We start from the raw sequence: 16,112 nt of genomic DNA on the forward strand, positions 1-16,112 counted from the left end.
ATCGGCCCAACCTAAGATCATCGCGCTCTAGCACTGCCCGACCCAAGCAGCCCCTGCCGTGTGCGCGCGAACTCCTCAACTGCATCGATGAATCGGTCGAGATCCGATTGCAGGACCGGAAGGCTCAGCGCAATCATTCCACGTCGGGCCATATAAAAACCCGCCTTCAGCATGTCGAGAAAGAACAGTTCCCGCAGACCATCCTCTCGAGCCGTCGGCGTGTAGGCGCAACGTATCAAGGGGGGGCGGTAGTGCGCGGTGGCAACGGAGCCCATCCCAGAAAAGTGCATCGACACGCCGAGCTTCATAAGCCGGTCGTTCAGTGCTGTCCGTAGCCGCTCGCCCCGTACATACAGCTCCTCCGCGACTTCCTTTGTGAAGATTTCCCCAAGCGCGACACGTCCTGCGGCCATGGACAGGACGTTGTTGTTGAAGGTACCTGCGTGCGGCAGACGCCCGTCGAAGAGGGACAACACGTCGGCCCGGCCGCCGAACGCCCCAAAGCTCATTCCGCCGGCCATATACTTGCCGAGCGTCGTCAGATCGGGAGTAATGCCCAAGCGCTTTTGGAGCCCACCGTCAGACATTCGTGATGTCACAACCTCATCGAAGATAAGCAATGCGCCCACCTCTCGCGTAGCCTCCCGTAACATTTGCAGAAAACTGCTCTCCGCAGGGATACAGCCACCGCTACCCAACATAGGTTCGACGATCACCGCCGCGAGCCGATCCTGGTTATGCGCGATCACCGCGGCTGCAGAGTCCGTGTCGTTGTAGTTGGCCGAGAGGAATGGGAACGGAACGGTGACGGGGGACGGCCCCTCAGGAGTGAACAACAGCACACCGCCATGGTAGCCGCCTCGAAAAGCAAGGATCATGTCGCGACCGGTATGGACGCGGGCCGCCGTTAGCGCCATCAGATTGGCTTCTGTGCCGCTGTTGGTGAAGCGTATGAGTTCCATTGACGGAAACCGCGCACAAATGAGTCTTGCCAGCTCGTATTCGGCCCTGCCCACTGCTGCGAAGTTTAAACCCCGCATCATAGCTTGGTGAACAGCGGTGTGGATCCGAGTCTCCGAGTGGCCAAATAGGCCCGCGGTATATTCACCGCAAAGATTCACAAACTCATGGCCATCGATGTCCCAAAGCGTGCTGCCCTCGCCCTTGTCCATCGCAATCGGAAAAGGCTGATAGTATAGCACGGAGCGGGTGTTCCCACCGGGCATCACGGTGCGGGCTTGCCTATGGAGTTCGGCGCTTCTAGGATGCCTAGCGATGAAGCGGTTCCTCGCGTCCAGGAGGCTCGATTCAAGTGTGCTGTTCGATTCTGGGGCTGCCGACATCTCAATCTCTACTCTACGCGTCGCCATCGACACACTCAGGGGAAGGCGACGTGGCCGCGCGGCTCACTGTCTCGCACCAGAGAAGTCTAAGATTGACAGGTGCCAAGATGTCTTCAATCTGGCCCACTTTATGAGTCTCCCGTTTCATCCCAGCGCGCTCCGTGATGATTCTGCTTGCAGTCAAGCTGTTAGATTTTTCTGAAGCCGCCATTAGAGCAGGCGTTTGAAGTCGGCGCGCAATTGTATCGGCGGCTGAGTCGTTCCACCAATACACGGACGCTCTTATTGCTTAGCGGTCATCACGCAGACTGACCCAAGACGCGTTCAATTAAGGACAAATAATAACAACGAATACCGCATTGTTGAGCGGAACAGATCCTGCTCCCCTGTCTCGCGGTAGCTGGTGAGGTCTCGACGTCGCTGCTCCTCGATTGTACTAACCCGCTGACGTTGGAGAAGCAGGATGGAGGAGCGGTCCTGAGGAAAGGCGGTCGCTATGTGAACTGCCTGCGATTTCCATCAGACAGTCGCCGGCTACGCAGAGCTTACGAATTTAACTGGAGTGAACGAGAGCTGACAGCAAACGTACCTTTGAGCCTGACGACTGCCGTCGAGAATATGATGTCATCTCGTGTACGATCTATATCAGCGACTGTCTCAACTCGGATTCCGTTCGGAGTAAGGGCGGCAAATACATTCGCTCAATTTCCGCCATGCTTGTCTTGCCCGCCGCGAGCCCGACATTGAGGGCGGCCAAGGTCCTGCCGTTGGCGGCCTTCAACGGCACTGCGAGCGAGCACAGCCCGATTTCAACTTCTTGATTGATGGACGCAAAGCCGCGCTCGCTCACTTTCGCGATCTCCACCATCAATGCATCAATGTTTGTCACCGTGTATTCTGTCCGGGCGACCAACTGCGATGCCTGAAGCAGTCGAAGAGCCGTTCCCTCCCCCGCCGCCGCGAGGAGCACGCGTCCCAGGGAAGTACAGTAGGCGGGCAGGCGCGATCCCGGCATCAAAGTTATCGACATCACGCGGCGTTGGGCTGCGCGGGCTATGTACACGATTTCGGTTTCGTCGAGGATGGATACCGATGTGCTCTGTCCGATCTCTTCTGAAAGTAGGTCGAGGAACGGCTGAACGATCCGCGGCAGCGGCATCGCTGCGAAGCAGCCGGTGCCCAGCCTGAGCACTCTCGGGGTCACGGTGAAAAACTTGCCGTCATAGGCGCAGTAGCCAAGTTCTGCGAGCGTCAGAAGACAGCGCCGTGTGGTTGCTCGGTCTAGACCGGCGATCTCGGATGCTTGCGAAATGCTGAGCCTTGGAGTTTCCGCCGTAAAAGCCTCGACAACCTTTAAGCCCTTCGCCAGGCTTCCCATCATGTCCCGTTCCTTCACGGCCATCCCCTAGATCTCCCTTTGTGCGATAACCGAACAACGGCAACATATCGCACATTTGAGTTGCCGTCTACGCCGGTGAGTAGTATCTCGAAACCGCACAGACAGTGCGGAATGGAGGCCCTAATGAACAAAACGATCGAGAGCCTGTCGGATGCAGTCGCCGGGATTGCTGACGGGGCAACCGTCATGACCGGCGGTTTCGGCGGCTCAGGCGCGCCGATCGAACTCATCCACGCCCTAATCGAAAAGGGGCCAAAGAACCTCACCGTCATTAACAACAATGCCGGCAACGGCCGTATCGGCATCGCCGCGATGATCGACGCGGGAATGGTCAAAAAAATGATCTGCTCGTTCCCGAAGTCGTCCGATCCGCGTGCGTTCACCGACAAGTATCTCGCCGGCGAGATCGAACTGGAGCTCGTGCCGCAGGGGACGCTCGCCGAGCGCATTCGCGCCGGCGGCGCCGGTATCCCGGCCTTCTATACGCCGACGGCCTACGGCACCGATCTTGCCCAAGGCAAGGTGATTGCGGAGTTCGACGGCCACGCCTACGTGCAGGAGCGCTGGCTAAAGGCCGACTTCGCCATCGTCAAGGCGCATGTCGCCGACACTTACGGCAACCTGACCTACAATAAGGCCGCCCGCAACTTTAACCCGCTGATGTGCATGGCCGCCGCCGAGACGATCGTGCAGGCCTCCAAGATCGTGCAGGTCGGCGAAATCGATCCGGAGCACGTCGTCACGCCCGGCATCTTCGTCAACCGCGTCGTTCATGTCGCGAACCCGCAACAGGAAGAAGAGCTCATCCGAGCCGGAGTGGCCTACGTATGACCGTCAACGTCCGAGAAGACATCAAGCTTTCCAACGCGCAGATCGCCTGGCGGGCGGCCCAAGACATCGCCGACGGCGCCTACGTGAACCTCGGTATCGGCTTTCCGGAGATGGTCGCTCGCTATCAGCCGCCCGGCCGGCAGGCGATCTTCCATACGGAAAACGGCATTCTGAATTTTGGCGAAGCACCCGCTGCTGACGAGGAGGACTGGGATCTCATCAATGCGGGAAAGAAGGCCGTAACCCTCAAGCCAGGCGCATGCTTCTTCCACCATGCAGACAGCTTCGCAATGATTCGCGGCGGCCACCTCGACGTGGCGATCCTCGGTGCATTGCAGGTTGCGGAGAACGGCGATCTTGCCAACTGGCGTGTCGGCACCAAAGGCGTCCCGGCCGTTGGCGGCGCCATGGACCTCGTGCACGGTGCCAAGCAAGTGTCAGTTATCACCGAGCACGTCGCCAAGACCGGCGAGCCGAAACTGGTGGAAAAATGCACCTTCCCGCTGACCGGCGTCGCCTGCATCACCCGCGTCTACACGAGCCATGCGGTGATTGACATCAAAGACGGCCACTTCGTGCTGCGCGAAAAACTCCTCGACATGACGCTCGAGGAACTCCAGGCCATGACGGGCGCCAAGCTTCACATCGCAGGTCCGGTCACCGATCTCATGGTGCCGGCACTCTGAGGAGACAATATGACTGAAGCATTTATCTGCGACTATATCCGCACGCCGATTGGCCGCTTTGGGGGCTCGCTCTCCTCAGTGCGCGCCGACGACCTTGGCGCAATCCCGCTAAAGGTTCTAATGGATCGGAACCCTGCGGTCGATTGGGAAGCGCTTGGTGACGTGATCTTCGGATGCGCCAACCAGGCCGGAGAGGACAACCGAAACGTCGCCCGCATGTCGCTGCTTCTGGCCGGTCTGCCTGTCTCGGTAACTGGCACCACCATGAACCGTCTTTGCGGTTCCGGTATGGACGCGGTCATCACGGCCGCGCGCGCCGTAAAGTCGGGGGAAGCCGAGCTGATGCTCGCCGGCGGGGTGGAAAGCATGAGCCGCGCGCCCTTTGTGATGCCCAAAGCCGAAGCCGCTTTCTCGCGCAACGCGGAGATCTACGACACGACGATTGGCTGGCGCTTCATAAACCCTCTGATGAAGAAGCAGTATGGCGTCGACTCCATGCCGGAGACAGGCGACAATGTCGCCATCGATTTCAAGGTCTCTCGCGACGACCAGGACGCCTTTGCCGTCCGGTCGCAGGCAAAAGCTGCTGCAGCACAGGAAAACGGTCGTCTGGCCAAGGAGATCGCCGCGGTTAGCGTGCCGCAGCGGAAGGGTGATGCGGTCATCGTATCCACAGACGAGCATCCGCGCGCAACCTGCCTAGACGCGCTCTCCAAGCTGAAGCCGGTCAACAACATGGACGGCGCCACCGTAACGGCCGGCAACGCCTCCGGCGTTAATGACGGAGCTGCGGCTCTTATTATCGCTTCCGAGGCTGCTGCCAAGAAATACGGCCTGACGCCGATCGCCCGCGTGATGGGAGGCTCTGCCGCAGGCGTTCCTCCCCGTCTTATGGGTTTCGGGCCGGCTCCAGCTTCCAGGAAACTGATGTCCCGTCTCGGCCTCACTGCTGACCAGTTCGACGTGATCGAGCTCAATGAAGCTTTTGCGTCCCAAGGGATCGCCGCGCTTCGCGACCTCGGGATTGCCGACGACGACGCCCGCGTGAACCCGAACGGCGGAGCGATCGCGCTTGGACATCCGCTCGGTATGTCGGGCGCCCGCATCTCGGGGACGGCAGCACTCGAACTTTCGCTCCGCAAGGGCAGGTACGCACTGTCTACGATGTGCATCGGCGTGGGCCAGGGGATAGCGGTCGCGCTTGAACGCGTTTAACCCAGGACCGAGATGCATGCGACCGACGCTAGCCATCGAAGGCAAACGACAGCCTCGGAAAACGCAGAAACAACCGGGACGAAAACCCCGGCCATTACGTCAGCGGATGCCTCCGACGAGGTTTGAGCTCCGTTGACTTGTGAGCCTTCTCCAGCCGCACCTTGACAGTTCAAACCGCAGCGTTAGGCGCGGGTGCCCACCGTCGCAAGGGTCAGTTTGCAGAGGTCCGTGATGTTGTAGATGGGCAACCCTATCTTGCGCCGTCGGGCATTTGTGACAACAGGCAGCCCGTGCACTCGAAGAGTATCAACGCAATCTGGGATGCTCGACGCGGAGTCGCGCGATGCAGCCGCCAACCTCCTGTTCGATCTGATCAACGTCAGTCCGCACGAGTGGGCGGGCCAGAGCGTGGCGTACGTATACCCCATCTTCAATCCCTCCGATGACTACACGCTTCCGGTCGCCGGGGTTTTGTATGCCCAACAGGTCTTCACTGCAATGTTGTGAGTCAGAGGTTATTATGGCGAGCTTTTTTGCAGGAGTTAACTGACACAGCAGAGTCGGAAGGAGAAGCAGCCTTGAGGTTACCGCCGGCACATTGATGCTGCAGAGATCGCTGCCTGGTGACGAACCATAAAGCCGCAGTCTGCAGTGATCACCTCGGCACCTCAATCGACCAGGCGCTGGGCCTCAGTGCTGCAAGATTTGGCTGAGGAAAAGCTTTGTTCTGTCGTGCTGGGGATTGGTGAAGAAGTCTTTGGGAGCGGCTTCTTCGACGATCCGACCCACATCCATGAAGATCACCCGGTCGGCGACGGCACGGGCAAAGCCCATTTCGTGGGTGACGCAGACCATGGTCATCCCGTCGCGGGCAAGACTTGTCATGGTTTCGAGTACTTCCGACACCATTTCCGGATCGAGTGCCGAAGTCGGCTCGTCAAACAGCATCACGGCAGGTTCCATGCAGAGCGAGCGAGCAATGGCAACGCGTTGCTGTTGCCCGCCGGAGAGTTGCACTGGGTATTTGTTCGCCTGTTCGGGAATGCGCACACGCTCGAGGACTTTCAAGGCCGTCTTCCTTGCCTCGGCTTCTGGCACGCCCTTGATCCACATCGGGCCAGCCATACAGTTCATCAGCACGGTCATGTGGGGGAAGAGATTGAAATGCTGGAACACCATGCCAACGTTTTTGCGCACCTCGGTGATGTTGCACATCTTGTTGTGTAAGCGGATCCCATTGACCGTGATCTCACCTTCCTGATGCGCTTCGAGGCGGTTGAAGCAGCGGATCATCGTTGATTTTCCCGAGCCGGAGGGACCGCAGATCACAATGCGTTCGCCTTTGCGGACGGTGAGGTTGATATCCGTCAATGCTCTGAACGTGCCGTACCATTTGGAAACGTTGGTCGCTTCGATAACTTTGTCGGCATTCATCGGCGCCTGCTTTGAGCTGGAAGACTGCTGTGGTGAAGGCAAGCCTACGTGCAGCCAATTGCCAATCGACTGCGAGGTGCTGCCTCCGTTTGGGCCCTTCAGCTGATTTATGTTGCTAACGGTCATCGCACTTTACTCCTTGCGAGGTGACGCTCGAGCCGTGATTGAGCAACCTCGAGGCAGGCCGACATGATCCAGTATATGATCGCAGCCGTTATCAGCATCTCCATGTGATGGAAGGTTGGCTGGCCGATCGTGCGTGCAAGAAAGGTCAGTTCCCATACACCAAGCACCGACACGAGCGAGCTGTCCTTCAACATTGCGATAAAGGTGTTGCCCATCGGAGGAATGATAACCGGAAGGGCCTGCGGCAGGATGATCCTGCGCATAGTCAGGCCAAATCCGAACCCCATGGAACGGGACGCTTCCCACTGGCCGCGGTCGATGCTTTGGATGCCGGCGCGGAAAATCTCCGTCATGTAGGCGCCCACACAAAGCGACAGTGCCAGAATGCCGGAAGGAACGGCGTCAATGACGATGCCCAGTTGTGGCAACCCCAGATAGATCAGGTAGAGCTGCATTAGGAGCGGCAGCCCACGGAAAAACGACGTGTAGAAGCTGGCGATGGCGTAGGCGAAGCCATTGCTGGAAAGTTTTGCAACCGCCGCGACGATGGCGATGAGAGATGCAAACACGAGTGAAATCGCCGAAACGTAGATCGTTGTCACCACCCCTTGGGTGATCAGGTACGGCAAATTCTCCCAGATGAAGGGCATGCTCAGGTTAAACGATTTGAAGAAGGCAAGAAACAGGAGAAGTAGTTCAAGCCATACAACGCCGATTTGCACTCTCAACGGCGCAAAACCGATCAACACGACGTTGAGGCAGAAGATGACTGCAATCATAAAGGCGATCGCGAAGCGCCCATAGAACCCGCTTTGGAGCGGGTCCCCGATGACCGGGCGCATGAGTTCGCCGAAGGTCGTGCCAGTCAGGTTGACCATCAGGAAAACCGCAAGCACGACGACAAAGATTGAGGCAACAAACCAAGGCTTATGGACGAGTAGCTCGGATTCAACTGTATCCTGATAAAGCATAGGAATTCCTCCCGAGAAAGCGGCCCAGGTTAACCTGGGCCGCTGCAGTGCTACTTTTGGACGGTTTGATCCGAGCCGTACCATTTGATCGATAGCTTGGAGAGCGAGCCGTCTTCTCTCATGCTCTTGACCGCCGCCGCAACCTTATCGCTGAATTCCTTGTCACCATGAAGCACGGCGATCACGGCCGGCGCGGATACGAGCGGCCCACCCATAATTTTGAATGGATACCCGGCCTTGATCATTGCTTTCGCTTCCAGCTCCTCAGTAAGAAAGCCGTCAAGACGAACGCCATCGCCCAGGCGAAGATCATCCGCTGCACTGGTGGAGGATTCGTAGCCCTTCACCTCGCTCGGCGTGAACTGGAATTTTACCGGTGGAGCATCATACACCTCGAGCGTGTGCTTAGCATAGGACTCTTCTGAAGATCCCGCAGAAACGCCGATCACCTTGCCATCAAGATCAGAAGGCTTGGTCGCTTTGCTATCCTTGTGAACGACGGCAACCGAGTTGCCGTAGATGTACACGGCTGGAAAGTCGAATAGCTTGGCCCGCGGCACGGTCGGCGTCATCTGACCCATGGCAAGATCCCAACGGCCCTCCCATCTGCCCGAAGTTATGATATCCCACCCCGGCGTCACAAATTTAGCCTCTACGTCCATATACTTCGCGATGCCTTTGGCAACTTCCACGTCGAAACCGTCAAGTTGCCCGTTTTTGTCTATGAACGACGCCAGAGGGAACGCGGAGCTTGTCGCCACTGTCAGCGTCTTCGTGGCGAGGACGCGATCAAGTACTTCGCCAGCATGGACAGAAATAGCGAAAGCGAACGACGCAAATACGATCGATGCAGTCGCTGTGAGCCTTACCAGAAACCTATTCATCCCTGTTCCCCTTTGTTGCGTTTGTTGCCCAGAACCCACAGACATGCTTATTGTCTGCTCATTTGTCAGTAAGGCATAGCGACTGGCATATTGCGCCAAAATGCGTCGCCTGCCGAAATGGGCGCTTCAAAAAACAAGACTTGTGTGAAATGCTTCGGCATCGGGTCACCGCGTCTTCGGGAGAAGCGAAGATGCAACAACGATGCAATCGTAACTGAATTCGACGATGAGACGGTGAAGGCCGAAGCCAGTGGAGCCTGCCTCGTAACAAAGGTGCAGCTTCTCATGCTTTGCGGCCAGGCGCTTCACAGAACGCCCCTGACCTCCTCTAACGTCTCTACTGAGATAGCGAACCTCACCACCGCGCTCGGTTTTGTCGCAAACTTGGAAAATGGGTCGTGAACGGCCATTTTGGCCTATCCGACAGGCAGGCAGCGAGGGTATCGAACTGCTCGGCGATCGACGGACTGGGACAGTAGGCATACCTCGCCTGTCCTTTGCGCACCATGTGGATCATCTCGATGCCAAACAGGATGGCAGCGACGCTCGCCTGTGACTTGAAGCCGAGCATGGAGCGGATGCGGCGGCTAGTGTGAGGTGTCGCGCGACCGTGGCTGAGACATGCCCTGCAGCCTGATCTTGTCGTAACACGAATTCATCTGAAAACGTCTATCGGGATTTTGATCGGGATGAACCTGCCACTGCGCACATAGAGTTATGGAATTACGCCCAGTTCTTTGCCGACCTTCACAAAGGTCTCGACTGCGCAATCGATATCCGCCAATGAATTCGCTGCCGACATTTGAGTGCGGGTACGTGCTTGGCCTTTCGGCACGACCGGAAAGTAAAATCCGGCATGATAGATCCCACGTGACAGCATCTTTTCGGTAATTTGCTGGGCCAGAAACGCGCCCCCCACATCACTGGAATGTTTCGGGTGGTCCGCGCCGGCCAGACTGAAACCGGCACTTCTCATTTTCGACCGAAAACGTTCGGCGTTAGCGTAAAGCTTTTGGCGCAAAACGCTCCCATGCTCGATGACGTCGAATACCTTCAGGGAGGCAGCGGGCATCACCGGCGCCAGCGTGTTCGAGAAGAGATAGGGCCGAGAGCGCTGGCGCACCCAGTCGATCACTTCTGTATTGCCGGAGGTATCCGGAGGCATCGCCGAGCGCCTTGCCGAGCGTGCCGGTGATAATTTCCAACCTACCCTCCACGCCGCAAAATTCGGCAGAGCCCCGCCCATGCTCACCGACGAAGCCGACGGGTGTGACTATCGTCCAACATGACCATCGCACCGTACTTGTCGGCGAGGTCGCATACGCCCTTGAGATTTGCGATGATGCCGTCGATCGAGAACACGCCATCGATCAACGTGAAGCGTGCGCCTTCCGCCTTCTTCAGTTCCTCCTCCAGCGCCGAGTTCGTCTCAATGCAATCGTTTCGGCGGGCAGTTCGACTCAAAAGCATGTGTGGCGGGCGAAGATCATCTGATGAGCGACGAGGGTCTGGGAACCGTCGCGATCATGGAGGCGACGGCCAAGTCGAAGACCTGCGTCTGGCGTTGGCAGGAACGCTTCATGGCGAAAGGTGTAGACGGTCTTTTGCGTGACAAGAGCCGGCCGCCCGGCACTGCGCCGCTTGAGGTTGATGTTATCGACCGGGTGGACTCTGACTCTGGAAACGCCCAGGCGGGAGGCCACGCACTGGACCGTTCGTGCGATGGCAAAGGCGGTTGGGATCGCGGCGTCTTCGGTCGTCAAGATCTGGCACGGGCACGGCCTTGCGCCGCACCGCTGGCGCAGCATCAAACTGTCGAATGACAAGGCTTTGCCGAGAAACTGCACGACGTCGTCGGGCTCTATGTCTCGCCGCCGGCCCATGCCATTGTCCTTTCCGTCGATGAAAAGAGCCAGATCCAGGCGCTCGACCGGACGCAGCTAGGACTTCCTTTGAAGAAGGGCCGCGGCGGCACGATGACCCATGATTAAAAGCGCCATGGCACCACGACACTCTTCGCCGCCCTGAATGTTCTCGACGGCTCCGTCATTGGCCGCAACATGCAGCGTCACCGGCATCAGGAGTTCATCCGCTTCCTCACGGAGTCCAGGCTCAGTTGCCCAACGCTACGGCGGTTCACGTCATCCTGGATAACTATGCGAGGCACAAACAGCCGAAGGTCCGGACCTGGCGCGGCACCCACGCTGGACATTCCACTTCGTTCCGACATCGTGTTCCTAGTTGAACGCCGTCGAGGGCTTCTTCGCAAAGCTCACACGGCGACGACTGAAAAATGGTGTCTTTCATTCCGTCGTTGATCTTCAGGCAGCCATCAAGCTTTATCAAAGAGCACAACGAAGAGCCAAAGCCGTTCATTTGGAAAGCAGACCCTGACAACACCATCGCAGCCGTCAGACGTAGGGCACCAAGTGTTGGAATCAATGCACTAGCTTGTCTGGTGCTAGCGTCCTGCTTCCCGTCCGACTCCAGATCGACGCGATCTGGCCTGCCGGCCGTTGAAGCACCCCCAATGGCAACTTCAATGCCTCAACAGTCTTACGTCACACGGATGCCTGCCGAAAAGGCTGTTCCGCGGACGCGCGTGGCCCATGCCTCCGGTTTGTGCTCCAGTCGCTCGATGGTCCGATTGCGGGGGGCTTTGCTGCGGGAAATAGCCAAAGCGTTCCTGCACCTTGCCAAATCGCCCCTCCGATCTGCTCAAAGATTAATGGAACTTTTACAAAAATCAGCTGCGGAATCTGATTAAGTGTAACGAAGTCAGACCGTCGTGCTGTTGCAGGAAGAAATAATGAAAGACGTCGTCGTGATCGGATCAGGCAAAATGGGCTCCACGATTGCACGGTTGCTCGCGGACACCGGGGACTATCATGTCACTGTTGTTGACCGCAGCGCCCAACAGCTGGCGGAGATTGAAAGCGGTCCCGCGCGTTCGACGGCCAAACTTGACATCACCGACGACGCAGCCTTGGCTGCGCAGCTGTCCGGCAAGCTTGCGGTCTTGAGCGCGGCACCCTTCCAGCTCACCGTCGCCATCGCCACCGCTGCGGCCAGAGCCGGCATCCATTATCTCGACCTCACCGAAGACGTTGAATCCACGCGGCAGGTGAAACGAATTGCTAAAACCGCCAAAACCGCTTTCATTCCACAATGCGGTCTGGCACCAGGTTTTGTTTCCATCGTAGCAAGCAACCTATCGCGCAAGTTCGACAGCCTCGACAGCGTACGGTTGCGCGTCGGCGCCCTCCCGCAGTTTCCGAGCAATGCCTTGAACTACAACCTCACCTGGAGCACCGACGGGGTCATCAACGAGTACATCCAGCCCTGCGAAGCGATCGTGAACGGCGAGCTGGTCGAAGTTCCCGCTCTGGAGGAACGTGAAGAATTCTCGCTCGACGGCGTCACCTACGAGGCCTTCAACACCTCCGGCGGCCTTGGGACATTCTGCGAAACGCTGAAGGGCAAGGTCAACACACTCAACTACCGGACCATACGCTATCCGGGTCATGCCGCGATCATGAAGGCGCTTTTGCACGACTTGGGGCTACGGCACCGCCGCGATGTGCTGAAGGACATACTCGAACAGGCCCTGCCCACCACGCTGCAGGATGTCGTGATCGTCTTCGTGACCGTCTCTGGACGCAGAGGCGGCCGATTAGTCCAGGAAACCTACGCGAAAAAAATCTACAGCGCCGAGGTAGGCCGGCGCATCACAAGCGCGATTCAGATCACCACCGCATCCAGCATCTGTGCGGTCCTCGACCTCCTTGTCGGCGACAAGATTTCAGCCGAGGGCTTCATCCGGCAGGAAGACATCGGGCTCAACGCATTTTTGGAGAACCGCTTCGGGGTCTGTTATCGGCAGGGAGACGCGGCGAAGCACCATGGCGCCACTGTTGCGGCCTGAGCAGGCCTTTCCAGTGGCAGTCTGGCGGTCCCATATCATCGGCGGTCGTTTCGGCGACCAGCCAATTGGAAAGGCGGATCACAGTCACATGCTCAACCCGGAAAGTCGGCCGTGAACTATCCGCAAGCCGTTGATCTGGCATCCTGATTAGGGCGGGCAGCGGCTTTGGAATTGCAGGATTTGCAGTGCTTGGGCGCTGCTTTCCTGCAATTCGGTTTTGCGGTTCCCTTGGGCTGCCGAGCGTGATTCACTCGTTTTGGCGGGGCGAATCGAGAGGGGATGGCGGTGTCCAGGCCACGCGAGAAGCGCGAGACGGGAGAGCAGGACCTGTTCCGTTCCCGGCTCGATCAGATCATCAACATGAAGCACGAGCTGGTGCGGCCGGCGCAGGCGATCGACTGGCCGGTGCTGGAGGCGCGTTTCGGCGGGGTCTATTCAGACGGCCCTGGCATGCCGCCGCTGCCGACCCGGATGACGATCCTCAAGCACACCTTAAACCTGTCCGACGAGGTGCTGTGCGAGCGCTAGGTGGAGAAGCCCTACTTCCAGTATCTTTGCGGCGAGGCGTTCTTCTGCCATGAGCTGCCGTTCGACCGCTCGTCAACGACGCGCTGGCGCAGCCGCATGAGCGAGGCGCGGATCGTAGCGCTCTTGCAGGAAAGCCTCAGCATTGGGGTCAGGACCGGGGCGATGAAGCCGGCCGACACGCGCCAGGTGATCGTCGACACCACCGTGCAGCCGAAGAACGTCATCTTCCCGACCGACGCCAAGCTCATCCAGCGGGCGCGCGAACGGCTGGTGCGGCTGGCCAGGAAGACCAGGGCTATTGCATTTGAGTCATGAGCTGGAAGAGATAAGCATCGTTCCAGCCTGCGCGCATCATTTTGCCAAGCATGGTGTCCTTTTTGCTGTCGGCCCGGAAAGTATTGAGGCAGAAGCGCCGCAGCAGAGCGAGGTTTTCGGGGCCGTGATCCTTTCTGGTCCGGCAGTCGTCCTCGCGGAAGATCACGTCGAGCTGTCGATGCAGGCCATTCTCGACATCCCAGTGACGGCGCACGACGGCAAGCAGGTCGTTGGCCGACATCGGTCGCGAGAGCACATAGAGGCAGCACTCTTCCTGCCGTTTGCCATCGATCACACGCGTGCGCTTGACCTCGCCGATGGCCGCAAGGCCAGCAAAGCCATGCTTGCGGCCAAGCCCGGGCGCACGCACGACACGCGCCGCCCGCCGCTCCAGGCGGCCGTGGCTCACCTCCTCGGTAACGGCCAGTGCCGCCTTGGGCGTTGGGCGGCCGGCCATGAGGCGCTCGGCATCGGCCAGAAGCAGCTTCTGATTGCCCTTCAGGGCCAGCACATAGCTGCCGCCGCGCCGCGTGATCTCCTCGGCCATCTGGGCCGAGCAATGCAGCGCATCGGCCGTCACCACGGCGCCGCGCAGGTCGATCAGGGGCAACAGTTCGATGGCCGCCTTGGTTTCGTTGCCGCTCTGCGCCGGCAAGGCTGCCAGCGTCATGCGCAGCTGCGCGCCCCAGGCCGACACCATCATCCGCGGCGCGAACTGGCGGCCCTTCTCGAAGGCGCCCCGCATGGACTTGCCATCGAGGGCGATCTGCCCGGCACCGCCGGCAGCGCTCGCGACATGGCGCATGAAGCCGGCGAAGGCCTCTGCGAACGCCGTCGGGACAAGCTTGCGAAACAGTGTCGAGAAGGTGTCGTGCGAGGGGATGCCATGCGCCAAAGCGAGCACCTGGCGCAGCATTGCTTCCTTTTCCTGCCCAAAGCGCCAGATGTCGGAGCAATTCTTGGCGCCGCAGAACATCGCGGCGAAGGCAATGAACAGTACTCGCAAAAATCGTGGCGAGCGTTCTGGTCGCGTGGATCGAGATGACCGAACACAGTCTGGATCGTTTCCATCGAGAGCTCCCAAATAATGGAACCCTCTTAAGAATCCACAACCCGTCACTTGGCAAGCCATTTCCCATCTACTCAAAATGCGATTCCCCTGCCAGGAAGACGGGTCTCAATTTGCGCCAGACCTATGTGCGGGTCGACCGTCCTTGTCGAATCCGACGACCATGCCGGCGTGCGTCGAGCCCGTGACCGTGCAAACGACGATGTAGTCGAAGGCAAACCCATGCTGTTCCTCCTGGGCGCGCACCTCCTCCGCGAACCCTACATAGCCGAGGCCGCCTTTCGGGTGAACAGATGCACCGGCTGGTATCGCATAGGGTCTGCCGCCCCTCGCCTTGACCTGATAGAGTGCTTTTTCCCAACTGCGGCGGATACCAATGTCAAAGCCCTCGTCGACCAGGCGCACCTCTGGCCCCATGATCCGGCTCAAGAGAATGTTGCCGACGGTCGTAAATGGCATCCTCGTGTGGTACCCAGCTCCCTGAACCAGGAGACATTTCATGCCGATCTTGGCGGCGACCGCGGCGACCATGCGCGTATGGTTGGATTGCACCCCCCGATGGTGACGAGCGTATCAGCGTTTGACGCGATCGCGTCGGGGGGATGTATTCGAGCTTGCGGAGCTTGTTTCCGCCAAACGGGAGACCGGAGTTGCAGTCCTCGCGTTTGGCGTAGATTTCCACCTTTCCCCCCAATGCTTGGAGAGGCGGTCGAGCTTCTCGATGGGCATGGGGCATGGGTCCAAATGTGAGCGGATAGCGTTCGAACTTTTGCAGCATTTTCTCTCCGGCAACACGCGACGGAGCTGAATAGCCATGCACCAGTCATTCTAGAGGCGTCTTTGATTGACGTCATCTGCGTTATCCGGCGCCAGACTCCCGTTACTATTCCAGCGCCTCGTTCGTCATTGAGAGTTGCTGACGTTGCCCCCAGTTTCTATCCAGTTTTGAGTTCGTTTCCGGCGTGGGTTGTGCCCTGCTGGGCGGGTGAAGCGACGGGCGCTGGCGCGGAGCCTTTGGCATCGCGCAGCGCGAGCGACCGTCGCAGATTGAAGGTGGTGGCGAACTCGGCCGGTGTCTGCCAGGCGATTTGGGAATGCGGCCGGGCGGTGTTGTACAACACGACGAGAGAACGCCCACGGGACCGAGGAACGCAAGTTTCTTTATCCATGGCATCCCTGGGCCGGGCGTTGTGTTCACGTTCATGAGGTGATCGAGAAGGCTGACCGGGAGGTTTTCCGCTGCAGTCTCTCTGGCCACGCCTCCGATCGGTGGCTGGAGGTTCCGGCCTGGATGTTTGATTGCGCGGTCTGCACCGCGTGGCGCATTGCCGCTGCCCCACATGTCGATCCCAGAACGCTTGGCGTCTTGGTGACACTGCTGCAGGA

Annotated in this window: 14 protein-coding genes and 4 pseudogenes; 7 read left to right on the forward strand and 11 right to left on the reverse strand. The window is 58.9% G+C overall.

Annotated features, from left to right (window positions below):
• Positions 1-17: 17 nt before the first annotated feature.
• Together NKH16_RS31495 and NKH16_RS31500 are read right to left on the reverse strand one after the other, a co-directional pair.
• Complete coding sequence (locus NKH16_RS31495; protein WP_352903437.1) at positions 18-1,202, reverse strand: aspartate aminotransferase family protein; 1,185 nt, start codon at positions 1,200-1,202, stop codon at positions 18-20.
• Between the two features lie 781 nt (positions 1,203-1,983).
• Positions 1,984-2,745 carry an IclR family transcriptional regulator domain-containing protein gene (locus tag NKH16_RS31500; protein WP_352815874.1) on the reverse strand — a complete coding sequence of 254 codons (762 nt, stop codon included), beginning with the start codon at positions 2,743-2,745 and terminating at the stop codon, positions 1,984-1,986.
• 120 nt (positions 2,746-2,865) lie between these two features.
• On the opposite strand from NKH16_RS31500, the gene NKH16_RS31505 reads away from it, so the two are divergent.
• The 4 genes from NKH16_RS31505 (at position 2,866) to NKH16_RS31520 (ending at position 5,981) form a co-directional block, all read left to right on the forward strand.
• On the forward strand, positions 2,866-3,573 hold the full coding sequence (locus NKH16_RS31505; protein ID WP_352903424.1) for a 3-oxoacid CoA-transferase subunit A: 708 nt from the start codon (positions 2,866-2,868) through the stop codon (positions 3,571-3,573).
• On the forward strand, positions 3,570-4,259 hold the full coding sequence (locus NKH16_RS31510) for a 3-oxoacid CoA-transferase subunit B (protein WP_352903426.1): 690 nt from the start codon (positions 3,570-3,572) through the stop codon (positions 4,257-4,259). The genes NKH16_RS31505 and NKH16_RS31510 overlap by 4 nt, the downstream gene beginning before the upstream one ends.
• A 9-nt stretch (positions 4,260-4,268) precedes the next feature.
• Complete coding sequence (pcaF, locus tag NKH16_RS31515; protein WP_352903427.1) at positions 4,269-5,474, forward strand: 3-oxoadipyl-CoA thiolase; 1,206 nt, start codon at positions 4,269-4,271, stop codon at positions 5,472-5,474.
• A gap of 321 nt (positions 5,475-5,795) precedes the next feature.
• Complete coding sequence (locus tag NKH16_RS31520; protein WP_352815880.1) at positions 5,796-5,981, forward strand: hypothetical protein; 186 nt, start codon at positions 5,796-5,798, stop codon at positions 5,979-5,981.
• 183 nt (positions 5,982-6,164) lie between these two features.
• On the opposite strand, the gene NKH16_RS31525 is transcribed toward NKH16_RS31520, so the two are convergent.
• The 7 genes and pseudogenes from NKH16_RS31525 to NKH16_RS31555 all read right to left on the reverse strand — a co-directional run bounded on the left by NKH16_RS31525 (position 6,165) and on the right by NKH16_RS31555 (position 10,359).
• On the reverse strand, positions 6,165-6,908 hold the full coding sequence (locus NKH16_RS31525; protein ID WP_352903439.1) for an amino acid ABC transporter ATP-binding protein: 744 nt from the start codon (positions 6,906-6,908) through the stop codon (positions 6,165-6,167).
• A gap of 122 nt (positions 6,909-7,030) precedes the next feature.
• A complete protein-coding gene (locus tag NKH16_RS31530; protein WP_352903428.1) occupies positions 7,031-8,005 on the reverse strand; it encodes an amino acid ABC transporter permease in 975 nt (324 codons plus the stop codon).
• A 50-nt stretch (positions 8,006-8,055) separates the two neighbouring features.
• Complete coding sequence (locus NKH16_RS31535) at positions 8,056-8,889, reverse strand: transporter substrate-binding domain-containing protein (RefSeq protein WP_352903430.1); 834 nt, start codon at positions 8,887-8,889, stop codon at positions 8,056-8,058.
• Between the two features lie 174 nt (positions 8,890-9,063).
• Positions 9,064-9,258: pseudogene (locus NKH16_RS31540) on the reverse strand (IS110 family transposase); the annotation flags it as partial.
• 61 nt (positions 9,259-9,319) lie between these two features.
• Positions 9,320-9,475: pseudogene (locus tag NKH16_RS31545) on the reverse strand (IS6 family transposase); the annotation flags it as partial.
• Positions 9,476-9,604: 129 nt separating this feature from the next.
• A complete protein-coding gene (locus tag NKH16_RS31550; protein ID WP_352903432.1) occupies positions 9,605-10,135 on the reverse strand; it encodes an aminotransferase class I/II-fold pyridoxal phosphate-dependent enzyme in 531 nt (176 codons plus the stop codon).
• 2 nt (positions 10,136-10,137) lie between these two features.
• Entirely contained in the window at positions 10,138-10,359 is a 222-nt protein-coding gene (locus NKH16_RS31555; protein WP_352903443.1) for an aminotransferase class I/II-fold pyridoxal phosphate-dependent enzyme, read from the reverse strand.
• Between NKH16_RS31555 and NKH16_RS31560 the strand changes: the two are divergent.
• From NKH16_RS31560 to NKH16_RS31570, 3 genes and pseudogenes are all read left to right on the forward strand, one after another.
• A pseudogene (locus NKH16_RS31560) lies at positions 10,255-11,339 on the forward strand (IS630 family transposase). The gene NKH16_RS31555 and the pseudogene NKH16_RS31560 sit on opposite strands and share 105 nt — an antisense overlap.
• A 359-nt stretch (positions 11,340-11,698) precedes the next feature.
• Positions 11,699-12,814 carry a saccharopine dehydrogenase family protein gene (locus NKH16_RS31565; protein ID WP_352815890.1) on the forward strand — a complete coding sequence of 372 codons (1,116 nt, stop codon included), beginning with the start codon at positions 11,699-11,701 and terminating at the stop codon, positions 12,812-12,814.
• 285 nt (positions 12,815-13,099) lie between these two features.
• Positions 13,100-13,630, forward strand: a pseudogene (locus tag NKH16_RS31570) (transposase); the annotation flags it as partial.
• 7 nt (positions 13,631-13,637) lie between these two features.
• Here the strand turns inward: NKH16_RS31570 and NKH16_RS31575 are convergent.
• A complete protein-coding gene (locus NKH16_RS31575) occupies positions 13,638-14,663 on the reverse strand; it encodes an ISAs1 family transposase (RefSeq protein ID WP_352903434.1) in 1,026 nt (341 codons plus the stop codon).
• Between the two features lie 171 nt (positions 14,664-14,834).
• A complete protein-coding gene (locus NKH16_RS31580) occupies positions 14,835-15,257 on the reverse strand; it encodes a pyridoxal-phosphate dependent enzyme (protein ID WP_352815892.1) in 423 nt (140 codons plus the stop codon).
• Positions 15,258-16,112 lie beyond the last annotated feature (855 nt).

Source organism: Mesorhizobium sp. M1307 (assembly GCF_040318155.1).
Classification (GTDB): Bacteria; Pseudomonadota; Alphaproteobacteria; order Rhizobiales; family Rhizobiaceae; genus Mesorhizobium.